This window comes from Burkholderia sp. BKH01 (genome assembly GCF_025685725.1).
In the GTDB taxonomy this organism is placed as follows: domain Bacteria; phylum Pseudomonadota; class Gammaproteobacteria; order Burkholderiales; family Burkholderiaceae; genus Burkholderia; species Burkholderia pyrrocinia_C.
This window is the reverse complement of record NZ_JAOTQT010000004.1, coordinates 266,216-282,906: the sequence shown is the minus strand read 5'-3', so window position 1 is coordinate 282,906 and position 16,691 is coordinate 266,216. Positions and strand designations below refer to the sequence as shown.

Annotated in this window: 10 protein-coding genes and 1 pseudogene; 8 read left to right on the top strand and 3 right to left on the bottom strand. The window is 65.1% G+C overall.

The window, feature by feature from the left end; translation table 11 throughout:
* Positions 1 to 96 precede the first annotated feature (96 nt).
* The 4 genes from OEJ37_RS09090 to OEJ37_RS09075 all read left to right on the top strand — a co-directional run bounded on the left by OEJ37_RS09090 (position 97) and on the right by OEJ37_RS09075 (position 4,813).
* Entirely contained in the window at positions 97 to 942 is an 846-nt protein-coding gene (locus tag OEJ37_RS09090) for a MaoC family dehydratase N-terminal domain-containing protein (protein ID WP_263344057.1), read from the top strand.
* 30 nt (positions 943 to 972) lie between these two features.
* The gene (locus tag OEJ37_RS09085; RefSeq protein WP_263344056.1) at positions 973 to 2,130 is read left to right on the top strand and encodes an acyl-CoA dehydrogenase family protein; all 1,158 of its coding nucleotides are present in this window, start codon (positions 973 to 975) and stop codon (positions 2,128 to 2,130) included.
* A 15-nt stretch (positions 2,131 to 2,145) separates the two neighbouring features.
* Positions 2,146 to 3,324: a CaiB/BaiF CoA transferase family protein gene (locus OEJ37_RS09080; RefSeq protein ID WP_263344055.1), complete on the top strand. Its 1,179-nt coding sequence runs from the start codon at positions 2,146 to 2,148 to the stop codon at positions 3,322 to 3,324.
* A 100-nt stretch (positions 3,325 to 3,424) separates the two neighbouring features.
* Complete coding sequence (locus OEJ37_RS09075; protein WP_263344054.1) at positions 3,425 to 4,813, top strand: MFS transporter; 1,389 nt, start codon at positions 3,425 to 3,427, stop codon at positions 4,811 to 4,813.
* A gap of 208 nt (positions 4,814 to 5,021) precedes the next feature.
* On the opposite strand, the gene OEJ37_RS09070 is transcribed toward OEJ37_RS09075, so the two are convergent.
* Complete coding sequence (locus OEJ37_RS09070; protein ID WP_263344053.1) at positions 5,022 to 5,861, bottom strand: HpcH/HpaI aldolase/citrate lyase family protein; 840 nt, start codon at positions 5,859 to 5,861, stop codon at positions 5,022 to 5,024.
* Between the two features lie 325 nt (positions 5,862 to 6,186).
* On the opposite strand from OEJ37_RS09070, the pseudogene OEJ37_RS35075 reads away from it, so the two are divergent.
* Positions 6,187 to 6,274: pseudogene (locus tag OEJ37_RS35075) on the top strand (MetQ/NlpA family ABC transporter substrate-binding protein); the annotation flags it as partial.
* 117 nt (positions 6,275 to 6,391) lie between these two features.
* Here the strand turns inward: OEJ37_RS35075 and uvrA are convergent.
* Complete coding sequence (uvrA, locus tag OEJ37_RS09060; protein ID WP_263344052.1) at positions 6,392 to 12,295, bottom strand: excinuclease ABC subunit UvrA; 5,904 nt, start codon at positions 12,293 to 12,295, stop codon at positions 6,392 to 6,394.
* 340 nt (positions 12,296 to 12,635) lie between these two features.
* Between uvrA and OEJ37_RS09055 the strand changes: the two genes are divergently transcribed.
* Positions 12,636 to 13,478, top strand: a complete 843-nt coding sequence (locus tag OEJ37_RS09055; protein WP_263344051.1) for an alpha/beta fold hydrolase — start codon at positions 12,636 to 12,638, stop codon at positions 13,476 to 13,478.
* Between the two features lie 237 nt (positions 13,479 to 13,715).
* Here OEJ37_RS09055 and OEJ37_RS09050 read toward each other — a convergent pair whose 3' ends face one another.
* The gene (locus tag OEJ37_RS09050; RefSeq protein ID WP_175947225.1) at positions 13,716 to 14,363 is read right to left on the bottom strand and encodes an isochorismatase family protein; all 648 of its coding nucleotides are present in this window, start codon (positions 14,361 to 14,363) and stop codon (positions 13,716 to 13,718) included.
* Positions 14,364 to 14,472: 109 nt separating this feature from the next.
* On the opposite strand from OEJ37_RS09050, the gene OEJ37_RS09045 reads away from it, so the two are divergent.
* On the top strand, positions 14,473 to 15,351 hold the full coding sequence (locus tag OEJ37_RS09045) for a LysR family transcriptional regulator (RefSeq protein ID WP_175947226.1): 879 nt from the start codon (positions 14,473 to 14,475) through the stop codon (positions 15,349 to 15,351).
* Positions 15,352 to 15,797: 446 nt separating this feature from the next.
* Positions 15,798 to 16,688, top strand: coding sequence for an amino acid ABC transporter substrate-binding protein (locus tag OEJ37_RS09040; RefSeq protein ID WP_263344050.1), 891 nt, complete (start codon positions 15,798 to 15,800; stop codon positions 16,686 to 16,688).
* Positions 16,689 to 16,691: the final 3 nt, after the last annotated feature.

The window sequence follows — 16,691 nt, the reverse complement described above, 5'->3', positions numbered from 1 at the left end:
GCACATTCAAACGGTATTTCCGCCGCGCTGCCGCTTCACATACAGTCGCCTCAACCCTGGTCCAAACAGCCGGCCCACCCGGCGCTGGAGGTGACAGTGAACGATCCCCGGTCGCATGCCAGCGACGATGTCGAACAAGTCGTGACCGATCTGATCGGCGCCGAACGTGCCGCGGCATTCGCGGCGACACTCGACCATCCGGTCCGTCCCGCGGCCGGCGATGCGTTGCCGCCGCCGTGGCACTGGCTGTATTTCTGGTCGGTCGCGCGGCAATCCGAACTCGGCCCGGACGGCCATCCGCGCAAGGGCGGCTTCCTGCCCGATCTCGGGCTGCCGCGGCGGATGTGGGCCGGCGGCCGCCTGGTGTTCGAACGCCCGCTGACGATCGGCGACACCGCGACGCGCACGTCGCGCGTGCTGTCGATCGAACGCAAGGAAGGACGCAGCGGCCCGCTCGGCTTCGTCACGGTCGAACACGTGATCGAGTCCGCCGGCGCTGTCGCGATCCGCGAAGAACACGACATCGCCTATCGCGGCGCGGCCGCACCCGGCGCCACCGCGCCCGCGCCGCAGGCCGCACCCGATCATGCGCAATGGCAACGCGACATCACGCCGGACGAGGTGCTGCTGTTTCGCTACTCCGCGCTGACGTTCAACGGCCATCGCATCCACTACGACCGGACCTACGCGCGCGACGTCGAAGGCTATCCGGACCTCGTCGTTCATGGCCCGCTGATCTCGACGCTGCTGCTCGACCTCGCCGCGCGCTCGCTGCCCGGCGCGACCGTTCGCGAATACGCGTACCGCGCGGTGCGGCCGACGTTCGTCGGCAACACGTTCAGCGTGTGCGGTCGCGTCGCCGACGACGGCACGACCATCGAACTCTGGGCGAAGGATCACGAAGGCTGGCTGACCATGTCCGCCCGCGCGACCCTCGCGTGACCCTTCCCGACGATTATCCCGATTCCCGTGATGAACCATACCGACGCTTACCAAGACATCCGTGAAGCCGTTCGCGACCTGTGCGGCGAGTTTTCCGCGGAATACTTCCGCAAGATCGACGAAGAGCGCGGCTATCCCGAAGCGTTCGTCGACGCACTGACGAAAGCCGGCTGGCTCGCCGCGCTGATTCCCCAGGAATATGGCGGCTCCGGCCTCGGCCTGACCGAAGCATCGGTCATCATGGAGGAAATCAACCGCGCGGGCGGCAACTCGGGCGCGTGTCACGGTCAGATGTACAACATGGGCACGCTGCTGCGTCACGGTTCGGCCGAGCAGAAGCAGCGCTATCTGCCGAAGATCGCGAGCGGCGCGCTGCGCCTGCAGTCGATGGGCGTGACCGAACCGACCACCGGCACCGACACGACGAAGATCAAGACGACGGCGGTACGACGGGGCGACCGCTACGTGATCAATGGCCAGAAGGTCTGGATTTCGCGCGTTCAGCACTCCGACCTGATGATCCTGCTCGCCCGCACGACACCGTTGTCGGACGTGACGAAGAAGTCGGAAGGCATGTCGATCTTCCTCGTCGATCTTCATCACGCGATCGGCAACGGGATGACGGTCCGGCCGATCCCGAACATGGTCAACCACGAGACCAACGAGCTGTTCTTCGACAACCTCGAGATCCCCGCGGAGAACCTGATCGGCGAGGAAGGCCAGGGCTTCCGGTACATCCTCGACGGACTGAACGCCGAACGCACGCTGATCGCGGCCGAATGCATCGGCGATGGCTACTGGTTCATCGACAAGGTGTCGCAGTACGTAAAGGATCGCGTCGTGTTCGGCCGCCCGATCGGCCAGAACCAGGGCGTGCAGTTTCCGATCGCCCGCGCGTTCGTCAACGTCGAAGCCGCGAGCCTGATGCGTTTCGAGGCCGCGCGCCGGTTCGACGCGCACGCGCCGTGCGGCGCGCAGGCGAACATGGCGAAGCTGCTCGCGGCCGATGCGTCGTGGGAAGCGGCCAATGCATGCCTGCAGTTCCACGGCGGCTTCGGCTTCGCATGCGAATACGACGTCGAGCGCAAGTTCCGCGAGACGCGCCTGTACCAGGTCGCACCGATCTCGACGAACCTGATCCTGTCGTATGTCGCCGAGCATATCCTCGGCCTGCCGCGTTCGTTCTGACCGGGAGTGCCCGACATGCGCCCACTTGAAGGCATCAAGGTCGTCACGTTCGAGCATGCGATCGCCGCGCCGTTCTGCACGCGCCAGCTCGCGGATCTCGGCGCGCGCGTGATCAAGATCGAACGTCCGGGGGTTGGCGATTTCGCGCGGAACTACGACGAACGAGTGGCGGGGCTGGCCTCCCACTTCGTGTGGACCAACCGTTCGAAGGAAAGCATCACACTCGACGTCAAGCAGCCCGCGGCGCTCGAGATCGTGCACGAACTGCTGGCGGACGCCGACGTGTTCGTGCAGAACCTCGCACCCGGCGCGACCCGACGCCTGGGGCTCGACTACGACACGCTGCGCGAACGCTATCCGCGATTGATCGTCTGCGATATCTCGGGTTACGGGCTCGATGGCCCGTTCCGCGACAAGAAGGCGTACGACCTGCTGATCCAGAGCGAATCAGGATTCCTGAGCATCACCGGCTCGGACGGCGAGCCGGCCAAGGCGGGCTGTTCGATTGCCGACATCGCGGCAGGCATGTACGGCTATACGAACATCCTCGCCGCGCTGATCGAACGCGGGCGCACCGGGCGAGGCCGGCACATCGACGTGTCGATGCTCGAAAGCATGGTCGAGTGGATGAGCTATCCGCTCTATTACGCGATCGACGGCCAGTCGCCGCCCCGGCAAGCCGGCGCGTCGCACGCGACGATCTTTCCGTACGGTCCGTTCAACGCGGGCGACGGCAACACCGTGATGCTGGGCCTGCAGAACGAGCGCGAATGGAAAAGCTTCTGCGATACCGTGATCGGCATGCCCGGACTGGCAACGGACGAACGCTTCGGCTCGAACAGCCGCCGCGTCGCGAATCGCGACGAACTCGCTGCCGTCATCACCCGCGCGTTCTCGACCCTGACGGCCGCCGACGTGATCGACCGGCTGGAGGAAGCCGGTATCGCGAACGCGCGGATGAACGACATGCATGCCGTCTGGAAGCATGAGCAGCTCGCCGCCCGCCATCGATGGACCCGGGTCGAAACGCCTGCCGGCGAGATTCCCGCCCTTTTGCCGCCGGGTGTCGGAGCAGCGGACCACCCACGCATGGATCCGGTACCGGCGCTCGGCCAGCATACCGATGCCGTCCTCCTCGAACTCGGCCATACCGACGAACAGATTCACACGCTGCACGCATCCGGTGCCGTCTGACCGGCCCCTTCCGCGCTGATCGAAGCGCGCCCGCCACGCACAAATCGAAGCGTCTCCGCATCGGCCCATCGACGCGAGAGCGCCTACAACTGGAGACATCATGGCCCATACCGTCAATGCCGCCGGCCGGCTCGATCGGCTGCCGATTTCAGGGTTCCACTGGAAGATACTGGGACTGATCGGGGGCGGCGCCTTCCTCGACGCGTTCGACATCTACCTCGCCAATGGCTCGGTCGCGGCCATGGTCAAGGAAGGATTCACCGATCTGCGGCATGGCGCGATGTTCGTGTCGTCGACGTTCGTCGGCATGATGATCGGCGCGTTCGTTGCCGGTTACGTCGGCGACCGGCTCGGCCGCCGATACTCGTACCAGCTCAATCTTGCGGTGTTCGGGCTCGCGTCGATCGCCGCATGCTTCGCACCCGACATCGAGTGGCTGATCGTGCTGCGCTTCATCATGGGTATCGGTCTCGGCGCGGAACTGGTGGTCGCGGCCGGCACGCTGGCCGAATTCGTGCCGCCCGAGACGCGCGGCAAATGGGTCTCGCTGCTCGCGATCATCACCAACAGCGGCCTCTTCGCCGCGTTGGCCGCAGGGTACTGGATCATCCCGCATCTCGGCTGGCGCTACATGTTCGCGCTGGCCGGCGCGGGTGCGCTGGCCGTCTGGTTCATGCGGAAACGGATGCCGGAATCGCCGCGCTGGCTCGAATCCGTCGGCCGGCTCGACGAAGCCGAAGCAACGCTGTCGGCCATCGAGCTCGAGGTCGGCAAACAGGTCGGCACGCTGCCGCCGGTGCGGCGCACGATCGATCTCCACGTGGGCAAGGTGCCGCTCGGCGTGCTCTTTTCCCGGGGGATGCGCGGACGCACCGCCGTCGCCGCGCTGACCGCGATCGGCGTCAACGTCGGCCTCTATGGCTTCATTGCATGGTTGCCGACGTTTTTCGTCGCGGAGGGGCTGTCCGTCGTCAAATCGCTCGGGTTCGTGTTCCTGATGTCGATCGGCTCGCCGGTAGGCGGCCTGATCGGCTACCTGACCGCAGACCGTCTCGGCCGCGCGAAGGGAATCGTCATTGCATCGATTCTCAGCATCGCGCTCGGCTGGCTCTATGTATCGCTGCGCGATACGACGGCGATCATCCTGGTCGGATTCTGCCTGGTCAGCGCCATCTACACGATCACCACGCTCGGACTGTTCGGCTACATTCCCGAACTGTTTCCGACCGAAGTCCGTCTGCGCGGCACGGGTGTCGCCGGCATGTGCGGACGGATGTCGTCGATCGGCACGCCGGCGCTGGCGTTGGCGCTGTACCAGGCGTTCGGCGTATCGGGCGTGATCGCGATGGTCAGCGTGACGCTCGGCGTACTGTGCGTCGCGATCGGGCTGCTGCGCGTGGAAACCGGACGACAGGCACTGGAAGAGGTCGCGCCGGGCACGAACGACGCAGAAGGTACGGCGGTCAATCCGGGCGTCACGCAGGCCTGATGCCGACCTACCGACCGCGACGAAGCTTCGACATTCGCACTCGGGCGCCGGCAGCGAGCCGGCGCGCGACCGCGTGACGAACCGCACAAAAAAACGCCGGCCGCGACTCATGTTCGCGGCCGGCGTCTTCGTCAAGGTTGCCTGTCGTCTCTTCAGATCCTTCGACGTACAGCCGCGGCTGCCTGAAAACCGGCCGTAGGAAGCCGGGTCACGCGGCCGGCATCACGTTGCGGCGCGCCGCGGAGGCAAGGACCTGTTGCGCACGCAACAAAACCGGACGGTCGACCATCTTTCCATCGACCGTCGTTGCGGCGCCGTCCGCACGCGACACCGCGTCGACCACGCGCATCGCCCATTCCACATCGCGGGCGCTCGGGCTGTAGCACGCATGTACCGCCGCGATCTGCGCGGGATGGATGCACAGCTTCGCGCCGAAGCCATGACGCTTGCCGTTCCGTGTATCGGCCACGAGCCGATCGGTGTCGTGGATATCGGGCGTGACGCCGTCGACCGGTGGTTCGATCCCGGCGACACGCGAAATCAGCGCAAGCTGCGCCCGGTACGGATTCAACGCTTCGTGATCGTCGTCGGTGCCCATCTCCGCGATGAAATCCAGCGTACCGAACATCAGGCGCTTCACATAAGGCGCTTTCGCGATCTCCATCGCCGACCACATCCCTCGCGCCGTTTCGATGAGCGGAAAAACCGGAACCTTGCGTCTTGCCGCCGATACGACTTCGACAATCTCGTCGAGGCTTTCCGTTTTGGGAATGACGACACCCGCAATGCCGTCGAGCGCAACGAGTTTCGCATCCTCGTCGAACCACGGCGTACCGCGTCCGTTGATCCGCACGAGCACCGGTCGATCGCGGGACACCCATGCCTTCACGGTTTCCCGGGCATCGACCTTGGTCGCGGGCTCCACGGCATCCTCGAGATCGATGATGACCGCGTCGGCGCCACTCGCCAGCGCACTCGCAAAACGCTCCGGCCGATTGCCCGGGACAAACAGATAAGACTGTGCGGAGAAGGCAGCTTCGGATGACATGGCAATCTTCTGTAAGAGAAACGAACAGGGGGCTGATTCACAGATCACTGCAAGGCTTCATGCAGCGCCGGCACGAGCGCGAACAGATCGCTGGCGAGGCCGTAGTCGGCTACGCTGAACCCCTCTTTTCACGGCGACCACGATCTTCACGCGTCGCTCCTTGATCGATTCGCTGGCATCGCCCGGTGTCGCAGCGCATTACACGCGGAATCCCGTACGTCGACAACTATCGATTGACTCTGCCGGCCATAGTTCAAACCTATTGGCAGGCCCGCTTTCCGGCGATCGGCATCTTCGTGACAGTCAGCAAGCAGGCTGTGGTAAAGCGGTGAAGAGCGGCCTCGAGATCCGTATCGTCGAATTCCCCGATTACGTGCAGCCGAACGCGGCCCTCGCGTCGGGCGCCCTCGATCGCTCGAAATGCCGGGCCGGCAGCAGTATCCGGGCGCGCATCCGTAGATGTCGTCGTGACGTAAAAACGGCTCCGGTATCTCGCCGGACACCGGAGCCGTTCATTCGACGCGCCGCATTCAACCGACCCGCGCTTCTCCCTGCCGCTCGGCTTCACCCTCATTCGCCGCCGTGCGCGCGAGCACCGGCTTCAGCGCCTGCCCCGTATGGCTCGCGCTCACCTTCGCGAGCGCTTCCGGCGGCGCGGCCGCGACGATCGTGCCGCCGCCTACGCCGCCTTCCGGCCCGAGATCGATGATCCAGTCGGCCTCCGCGATCACGTCGAGGTCATGCTCGATCACGACGACGCTATGCCCCGCGTCGACCAGCCGGTGCAGCACGCGAATCAGCTTCGCGACGTCCGCCATGTGCAGGCCGACCGTCGGTTCGTCGAGCACGTACAGCGTGTGCGGCGCCTTCTGGCCGCGCCGCGTGATGTCGTCGCGCACCTTCGTCAGCTCGGTGACGAGCTTGATGCGCTGCGCTTCGCCGCCGGACAGCGTCGGCGACGGCTGGCCGAGCGTCAGGTAGCCGAGCCCGACATCCTTCATCAGCTGCAGCGGATGCGCGATGTTCGAGATCGGCGCGAAAAATTCCACCGCCTCGTCGATCTCCATCGTCAGCACGTCACCGATGTTCCGGCCGCGCCACGTAACCGCGAGCGTCTCCGGGTTGAAGCGCTGCCCGTGGCACACGTCGCACGGCACCTTCACGTCGGGCAGGAAGCTCATGCCGATCGTGCGCACGCCTTGCCCTTCGCACGCGGGGCAACGCCCGTCGCCGGTATTGAACGAGAAACGCGACGCCGTATAACCGCGCGCACGCGCTTCCAGCGTATCCGCGAACAGCTTGCGGATCGTGTCCCATACGCCGATATAGGTGGCCGGACACGAACGCGGCGTCTTGCCGATCGGCGTTTGATCGACTTCGAGCACGCGATCGATCTGCTCCCAGCCGCTCAGCGACTCGCAGCCCTGCCACGCATGCGTGACGTTCAGCGACGGCCGCGGCGCACTGCGCGCGAGCACGCTCGAGCGGCGGTTGGCCGCCGGCACGTCCTGCTGCGCGGCCTTGCGCGCGCGCCGCGTGGCCGGCGACGACAGCACCGAGCGGCCGACCGCGTCGAGCAGGTTCGTCATCAGCACGTCGCGCGCGAGCGTCGACTTGCCCGACCCGCTGACGCCCGTCACCGCGACGAGCCGCGCGAGCGGAATGCCGACCGTGACGTCGCGCAGGTTGTGCAGCCGTGCGCGATGCACGGTCAGCCACGCCTCCGGCGCCGCCTGCCCGCCCTTCCCGCGCGGCAGGCTCACGCCGCGGCGCGGCTGCAGCGGATGCGTCATCGGATGCGCGAGCAGGCGCCCCGTCACCGAATCGGACTGCGCGGCGAGATCCGCGACCGCGCCCTGCGCGACCAGCGTGCCGCCGCGCTTGCCGGCGCCCGGGCCGACGTCGATGATGTGATCGGCGCGGCGGATCGTGTCCTCGTCATGTTCGACGACGACCAGCGTATTGCCCTTGTCGCCGAGCTTGCGCAGCGCGTCCAGCAGGATCTGGTTGTCGCGCGGATGCAGGCCGATCGTCGGCTCGTCGAGCACGTAGCAGACGCCTTGCAGGTTGCTGCCGAGCTGCGCGGCGAGCCGGATGCGCTGCGCTTCGCCGCCCGACAGGCTCGGCGCCGCACGGTCGAGGCTCAGGTAGCCGAGCCCGACTTCCTCGAGAAACGCGAGGCGGCTGCCGATCTCGCTGACGATGTCGCGCGCGATCTGCGCGTCGCGCCCGGTGAGCTCCAGCCCGTCGATCCAGCGCCGCGTGTCCGACACCGTCCACTGCGCGACCTCGACGATCGGATGCGCGTCGAACGTGACCGCGCGCGCGGACGGGTTCAGCCGCGTGCCGCCGCAATCCGGGCACGGCTCGTTGCCGACGCCTTCCGGCTCCTGCTCGTCCGACGGCAGCGTCTGCTCGCGGCCGCGGCCGTCCTCGGCGAGCACCGTGTCGTCGTACGCCGCGCGCTGTTCGCGCGTGAGCGTGACGCCGGTGCCGACGCAGGTCGTGCACCAGCCGTGCTTGCTGTTGTACGAGAACATCCGCGGGTCCAGCTCCGGGTAGCTCGTGCCGCACACCGGGCACGCACGCTTGACCGACAGCACCTTGACTGTGCCGACGCGCGCGGTCGAATGATCGTTCTGCATCGCATCGTGCAGCCCGTCGAGCGGCGCGAGCAGATGCATCACGCCCTTGCCGAGTTCGAGCGTTTCGTCGAGCACGCGCCGCAACTCGGCCTCGTTATCCGGCGATACGACGATATCGGCGACCGGCAGCTCGATCGTATGCTCGCGGAAACGGTCGAGCTTCGGCCACGGATCGACCGACACGAACTCGCCGTCGACGCGCAGATGCGTGCTGCCGCGCGCCTTCGCCCACTTCGCGAGATCGGTATACACGCCCTTGCGATTGACGACGAGCGGCGCGAGCAGCCCGACGTGCTCGCCGCGATGATCGCGCAGCAACTGCGCGGCGATCGATTCGACGGACTGCGACGTGACCGGCGTGCCGTCGTGGATGCAATGCTGCAGGCCGAGCTTCACATACAGCAGCCGCAGGAAGTGCCAGACTTCGGACGTCGTCGCGACGGTGCTCTTGCGGCCGCCGCGCGACAGCCGCTGCTCGATCGCGACGGTCGGCGGAATGCCGTACACCGCGTCGACTTCGGGGCGCCCGGCCGGCTGCACGATCGAGCGCGCATACGCGTTCAGCGATTCGAGGTAACGACGCTGGCCTTCGTGGAACAGGATGTCGAACGCGAGCGTCGACTTGCCGGAACCCGACACGCCGGTAATCACGTTGAACTTGCCGTGCGGGATATCGACGTCGAGCGACTTCAGGTTGTGTTCGCGCGCGTTGACGATCCGCACGACATCCTCGCCTTCGATCGCACGGCGCTCGCGCGCGGCGTTCAGCACGGCCTGCAGCGGCACGCCTTCGTCGCCGAGCGGCGCTTCGGCATCCATCGCGCGGTCGTATTGCAGCAACGCCACGCCCGTATGCGATTCGGCGCACGCCTTCACGTCGTCCGGCGTGCCCGCGCACAGCACGAGGCCGCCGCCGTCGCCGCCTTCCGGGCCGAGATCGATCAGCCAGTCGGCCGCGCGGATCACGTCGAGGTTGTGCTCGATCACGATCAGCGAATGGCCGGCCGCGAGCAGCTTGCCGAACGCCTGCATCAGCTTCGCGATGTCGTCGAAGTGCAGCCCGGTGGTCGGCTCGTCGAACATGAACAACTTCGCACGCGCGACGCGCGCCTCTTCCGTGACGACCCGGCGGCCGTTGACCGCCGCCGCGGATTCGGCGAGGAAGCCGGCCAGCTTCAGGCGCTGCGCTTCGCCGCCCGACAGCGTCGGCACCGGCTGGCCGAGCTTCACGTATTCGAGCCCGACGTCGACGATCGGCTGCAGCACGCGCAGCACCTCGGCGTCGGTCGCAAAAAACGCGGCCGCTTCGCTGACGGTCAGGTCGAGCACGTCGGCGATGCTCAGCGCGCGGCCGTCGCGCTCGATGCGCACTTCGAGAATCTCGGCGCGGTAGCGGCTGCCGTCGCAATCCGGGCAACGCAGGTAGACGTCGCTCAGGAACTGCATCTCGATGTGCTCGAAGCCCGAGCCGCCGCAGGTCGGGCAACGGCCGTCGCCCGAGTTGAAGCTGAACGTGCCGGCGCCGTAGCCGCGTTGCAGCGCGAGCGGCGCCTTCGCGAACAGCTTGCGGATTTCGTCGAACGCGCCGACATAACTCGCCGGGTTCGAGCGGGTGGTCTTGCCGATCGGGGACTGGTCGACGAACACGACGTCGCCCACCTGGTCGGCGCCTGTGAGATTGCGGTATGCGCCCGGCGACTCGGTCGCCTTGCCGTGATGCCGCGCCATCGCCGGATAGAGCACGTCCTGCAGCAGCGTGGATTTGCCGGAACCCGACACGCCCGTCACGCACACGAGGCGCTGCAGCGGAATCTCGACCGTCACGTCGCGCAGGTTGTGCTCGCTCGCGCCGTCGAGCACGATGCGCGGCGTATCAGCGTCGACCGGCCGGCGCGCCCAGTTCGACGCATGCGCGACATGCTTGCGGCCGCCGAGGTATTCGCCCGTCAGCGTGTGCGCCGAACGGATGTCGCCCGGCGTGCCGTCGTAGACGATCGTGCCGCCGCGCTCGCCCGGGCCGGGGCCCATGTCGATCAGCCGGTCGGCCGCGAGCATCACCGACGGATCGTGCTCGACGACGACCAGCGTATTGCCCGCGTCGCGCAGCCGCTGCATCGCCTCGACGATCCGCGTGAGATCGCGCGGATGCAGCCCGATGCTCGGTTCGTCGAGCACGAACAGGGTTTTCGTGAGCGACGTGCCGAGCGCCGTCGTCAGGTTGATCCGCTGCACCTCGCCGCCCGACAGCGTGCGGCTCTGCCGGTCGAGCGTCAGGTAGCCGAGCCCCACGTCGCACAGGTATTTCAGGCGCGTGCGCACTTCGGCGAGCAGCAGCTTCAGCGCATCGTCGAGCAGCGCGCTCGGCAGGCTGACTTCGTCGAAGAAGCGGCGGATGCGCTCGATCGGCAGCAGCATCAGGTCGTGCACGGTCAGGCCCGGCAGCGCTTCGAGCTGCGCGCGGCTCCAGTCGACGCCGCGCGGCATGAAGCGGCCGGCCGGCGCGAGCACGCCGTCGGCATTCTCTTTCGAGCCGAGCCGCCATTGCAGCGATTCCGTCTTCAGGCGCGCGCCGCCGCACACGTCGCACGGCGTGTAGCTGCGGTATTTCGACAGCAGCACGCGGATATGCATCTTGTACGCTTTCGATTCCAGGTAGCCGAAGAAGCGCTTCACGCCGTACCACTGGCTCTGCCACTTGCCGTTCCAGTCCGGCGAACCGTTGACGACCCAGTCGCGCTCGGCGTCCGTCAGCTCGGCCCACGGCACATCGCGCCGGATGTCGGCCTTCGCCGCGTAGCGCATCAGGTCGTCCTGGCACTCCTTCCATGCGGGCGTCTGCATCGGCTTGATCGCGCCGCCGCGCAGCGTCTTGCGCGCGTCGGGAATCACGAGGCCGAGATCGACGCCGATCACGCGGCCGAAGCCGCGGCAGGTTTCGCACGCGCCGTAGGCCGAGTTGAACGAGAACAGCGCCGCCTGCGGCTCCGCGTAGCGCAGGTCGCTGTCGGGGTCATGAAGCCCGGTGGAGAAGCGCCACACCTGCGGCTCCGCAGCCGCGCCGCCAGCGTTTTCCGGCTCCGCCGCGAGCACGTAGACGTTCACGCGCCCGCCGCCGCGCTTCAGCGACGCCTCGATCGCCTCGACGACGCGCACCTTGTCGGCCTGCTGCACGCGGAACCGGTCGGCCACCACGTCGAGCACCTTGCGCGGCCCGGTGGGCGACGCGACTTCGCGCTGCGCTTGCACGCGCGTATAGCCGCTCGCCGACAGCCACTGCGCGACTTCTTCGTCGGACGCCGAATCCGGCAGCTCGACCGGGAACGTGACGACGACGCGCGGATCGTCCGCCTGCGTGCGCGCGACGAGCTCCGCGTAGATCGTCTCCGGCGTGTCGTGCCGCACCCGCCGCGCGGTCTTGCGGTCGAACAGCTCGGCCGCGCGCGCGTACAGCAGCTTCAGGTGATCGTTCAGCTCGGTCATCGTGCCGACGGTCGAGCGCGAGCTGCGCACGGGGTTGGTCTGGTCGATCGCGATCGCGGGCGGCACGCCATCGACGCGCTCGACCTGCGGGCGGTCCATCCGGTCGAGGAACTGCCGCGCGTACGCGCTGAAGGTTTCGACATAGCGCCGCTGGCCTTCCGCGTACAGCGTGTCGAACACGAGACTCGACTTGCCGGAGCCCGACGGGCCGGTGACGACCGTCATTTCGCCGGTGCGCAGGTCGAGATCGATATTCTTGAGGTTGTGCTGACGTGCTCCGCGAATGCGGATCAGATTGCTGGATGACAATTTGCCTGCCCGTCTGAATGAGTTAGCCAGAGTTCACGGTGCCGGAACGCTGCGGCGGATGCCCGCAGGCGCGGCGCACGTGCCGCCTAGGTTCGCACCTGGGCGGCTCGATTTCGACGGGTACTATACTGTATATTCATACAGTTTTCCATGAAAGCCCTTTGGCGGGCATGGGTGGGTAGTTGAAGGAGTTCTGATTGAGCGGGGATTGCGATATGCCCAAGAATCAAAGGGTTGGCTTTCGTTTTGGCGCGCCGTGCTCGGGCCTTGGTGCGGGAATCGGGAGTCCGGCCGGCTCGGCGCCAGGAAATCTTGAGGCTGACGAAGGTGGGAGCCGTCTTTGTTCGGACAGCAACGGTCGTTCGACGCTCCGGTTCAAATCGTCGACAATCTGTCGGCGGTCGACTTGCTGCGCGAGATCGCAGACCCGTTGCCGCAGTCGCCCAACCTTTCGTCGCACGTTGCCATGTTGCTACCGCTTGTCTTCTTGCCCGCAATGCCGTGCGACGGACGCATGTACGCCGACCAGCTTGAAGGGTTGGCCGATCTCGTCATACCCACGGTTCGAGTGCTGGCACATGCGACTTTCGCCGACAGTGCGGAGAGCCTGCTTGACTCGATAGACGGCGCATTCATCCTTGCGGGCACAGCCTACGGCGGCTGTCTCGCGATCGAAGTGCTGGCACGCGCGCCCGAACGTATACGTGGACTCTGGTTGATGAACTGTCAGCCGGGAGTGCCCCCGCATCCCGACGTCGTTCGCACCACCAGCCGGAGAATTCGGGCGGGTGAACATGAACGAGTCATCGCGGAATTCGCCGAGAATGCCATTCCCTCGGAAGATGTCGAGTCGAGAGCAGCATTCGTTCAAATGGCACGCGATGCCGGAGCTGACTTGTTTGCACGACAATCCGACGCGACATTGACGCGCTCGGATCGATGGTCGACGCTCGCGATGAGCACGATTCCAACGCTCCTCATATGGGGCAACGCAGATCGCTTCGTTCCCGTCGATATCGGTTTTCGCATCGCCGGGTCGATGCCACATGCTCGATTTGTGTCATTGCAAGGATGCGGACATTTCCCTACGCTGGAGCGGCCATCGGTATGTACCGAGATTTCGCGACGTTGGCTGATGGAGCAAGTCATCGACGGCCCCGTCCGCGGCATCGCGGCCAGATGAGAAGTGGCACAACCTATCGGGCGAGAATCGGCCAGGAGCGGACATCCGTCGATCGGAGCGCACAGAGCAGCTTGAGCGGCAGCGACGCTCTCGATAACGGACATTCAAAGCGAATATATAAGTGTCGGTTGATCGGTGTGGATTCAACTGATGGATCGCTCACGGCATTCGGCGGCGAAATCTTGTGCAGGGAAAATACGCCGCCGTCAGGGCTCGTCTGGAGAAGTGCGTGAGAAGTCAGGATGCCTTTCTGATCGCAGTTGCCGCCTCGAAGCTGTCCACCAGGAGCCCGTAGGGAGGGTAGTGGTCGTGGAAGAGTTTTACCATCTCCTGCCCGGTCGGCAGGGTCCAGTTCCGCTGCAGCTCGGCCGCAATCGTCGTCCAGTTGAGGAGGACGATCCCATGGTCCCGCATCCGTGCGACGGCGTTTTCCCGAATGGTCACCTCATAGCCACCGGAGGCGTCGATCACCCCGTACACGTTGTAACCCGCATCCACTGCTTGGAGAGCGGCGAAAGCCAGGCAGACGTCAACCGTCACGCCCGCCATGATGAGGTTCTTGCGGTCCGTCTTCTTGACCGCAGCGACGAAATTCGGATCGTCCCACGCGCTGATGATCCCAGGTCGATCGATCAGTGGCGCATCCGGGTGCATCCTGACGATTTCAGGGAGGAACGGACCATTGGGGCCTTGACTGTAGCTCGTGGTCAGGACTGTCGGCATATTGAAGATTCGTCCGAGCTTCGCGAGCGCGATGACGTTATTGCGGAATTCTGCCGGCGGATAGTCGTGCACCAGCTGCATGATCCCTGCCTGGTGGTCGACTAGGATTAGCGCTGAGTCATCCGGGGAGAATCTGGTCTCCGTATAGTTTTTTGTGTTCATGGTGTCGCGGGCTCCTGTTGATGCCGGTTAGTGGTGGATCGATTTTGCCCATCGACCGTTTGGAACGGTAGACTCACGTTTGGAACTCCGGTGTCTCAAATTTGGAACAATGATCGACGCAGTTGACCTCTCCGGCATGGCCCTCTTCGTCAAAATCGTCGAGTCCGGCTCCCTGAGCGCCGCTGGCCGCCTGCTCGGCCTTCCAAAGGCGACGATCAGCCGCCAGCTAGCGCTGCTGGAGCAGCGTCTGGGGGCACCCCTGCTGCTGCGCTCGACGCGTGCACTCACCCTCACCGACGCGGGCCGGCGCTACTTCGAGCGAGTTCGCCCCATCGTGCGCGATGCAGAGCTGGCTCAGGTCGAGGCGCTCGCAGAGCATGCAACCCCGAGTGGGACGTTGAAGATCGCTGCTCCCGTTGCTTACGGCCAGCATGTCCTGGCACCGAAGCTCTTCGCATTTCAACAGCGATATCCGGCGGTGCGCCTCGACCTGCGCCTGGGCGACGAGCTTGTGAACGTAATCGCCGACGGATTCGACCTGGCGATCCGGCTCGGCCGACTTAACGACAGCGATCTGCTGTGCCGTCAGCTCGAACGCATTGACATGTGGCTGGTGGCCTCGCCGGATTATCTTGAGCGTGCCGGAACACCTCAGACGGTCGCAGAACTTGTGAATCATCGCGGCATACTGACCCGTACCGATCTCGACCATTGGACGGTCGATAATCAGTCGATCCGTGTCCGATGGCACATCAGCACCGGCAACATGTCTGTCACTTACGACGCGGTATGTGCCGGTCTGGGGATTGCCCTTGTGCCAGGGTTTCTGGTGGACGCCCCGATCGCGGCCGGAAGTCTTGTCCGGATCCTTCCTGAATGTCACATGGATCAGCTTGAGGTGACGGCACTGCAGGCGCGCTCCGCGACACAATCCATTGCCGTAAAAGCGCTGCTATGCAGCCTCAAGTGTGTTGCATCGACGGGTTGAATCCGCAGTCGATCTGCGCCGGTCGCGCGTCACAGGGCGGCGGCCGGCCGCGTTCGGCCATGAAGCGTCCTTCGCCCAGCGCGAGGCAGGGCCATTCAGACGTCAGTTGTGCTCGGCCACCGATCGTTGGGTGGCGGAAGTCAAACGCTGCGTCAGCGGTCCTTTGCAGTCGTTCGCACGATTCCATGCCCTGGTTGGCGCAATTCTGCTTTCCGAAAGCACGATGGATGGGCCAAGCCTTGATTGCGAGACGATGTTCCAACGGGAGCGAAGCCGTTGATCTGAATCAATCAGATTCAACCGATTCGGCCCTACGGTGGACTACGGGTTGAATTAATAGGTGCTGGATGAGACGCGGACAACGTTCGGCTCGCCTACCGCGCCGCCACGACTCGCAAATCAAATAACGTATCGCTGAACGCGTATATCGCGACCTCGGAGGCATCATGATCCATCGACCCCTTGCGGCGCTCGCTGCATTGTTCGTCGGCCATGCCACGTTGACGGCCGCTCACGCGCAGACGTTGGACAAAATTGCCCGAACCAATCAGATCGTTGTTTCGTATCGAGAATCTGCGGTGCCCTTCAGTTATCTGTTGACGCCGCATAAGGCGGTTGGCTTTTCGGTAGACGTGACCGAAGCGATTGTCGATGACGTCCGAAAGGCGCTTCGAAGACCGGACCTACGTGCCGTCTATATGCCTGTTACTGGGCAAAACCGAATTCCGTTGCTCGTCAACGGCACCGTTGACCTCGAGTGCGGATCGACGACAAATACATCAGCGCGCGGCAAGGAGGTCACGTTTTCGACCAACTACTTCTATGCCGGCACGCGGCTAATGGCCAAACGTGAATCACACATCGGTGATTACGCCGATCTCGCACACAAGGTCGTCGCGACCGTCGGCGGCAGCACGAATGAAAAGGCCTTACGCCGCCAACTCGACGCGCAGCATGTCGATGCAGAGGTAGTGCTGACAAAGGATTATGCCGAAGCTCTGAAGGAGGTTGCAGACAACAGAGCGGCGGCGCTTGCACTCGATGACGTTCTGCTTTACGGGCTACGTGCGAATGCTAGCGACCCGAATACGTGGGAGGTCGTCGGCGAGACGCTGCAGATCGAGCCGTACGCGTGTATGGTGCAAAAGAATGATCCGGCATTCAAGCGGCTCGTCGACGGTACGCTGACTCGGCTGATGAAGAGCGGCGAGTTCGCGCGCCTGTACGCAAAGTGGTTCGAATCGCCGATTCCACCGCGCGGCGCAAATCTCAAAATGCCGATGAGCGCAGCTCTGAAGGGAAACCTGATCGCACGCAGCGATCGCCCCGCACAATGACAG

Bases quoted from the DNA above. Each gene is read 5' to 3' on its own strand.
- OEJ37_RS09070 (WP_263344053.1), bottom strand. From the start codon at position 5,861: ATGTCATCCGAAGCTGCCTTCTCCGCACAGTCTTATCTGTTTGTCCCG.
- OEJ37_RS09045 (WP_175947226.1), top strand. From the start codon at position 14,473: ATGATCGACGCAGTTGACCTCTCCGGCATGGCCCTCTTCGTCAAAATC.
- OEJ37_RS09075 (WP_263344054.1), top strand. From the start codon at position 3,425: ATGGCCCATACCGTCAATGCCGCCGGCCGGCTCGATCGGCTGCCGATT.
- OEJ37_RS09080 (WP_263344055.1), top strand. From the start codon at position 2,146: ATGCGCCCACTTGAAGGCATCAAGGTCGTCACGTTCGAGCATGCGATC.
- OEJ37_RS09050 (WP_175947225.1), bottom strand. From the start codon at position 14,363: ATGAACACAAAAAACTATACGGAGACCAGATTCTCCCCGGATGACTCA.
- OEJ37_RS09040 (WP_263344050.1), top strand. From the start codon at position 15,798: ATGATCCATCGACCCCTTGCGGCGCTCGCTGCATTGTTCGTCGGCCAT.
- OEJ37_RS09085 (WP_263344056.1), top strand. From the start codon at position 973: ATGAACCATACCGACGCTTACCAAGACATCCGTGAAGCCGTTCGCGAC.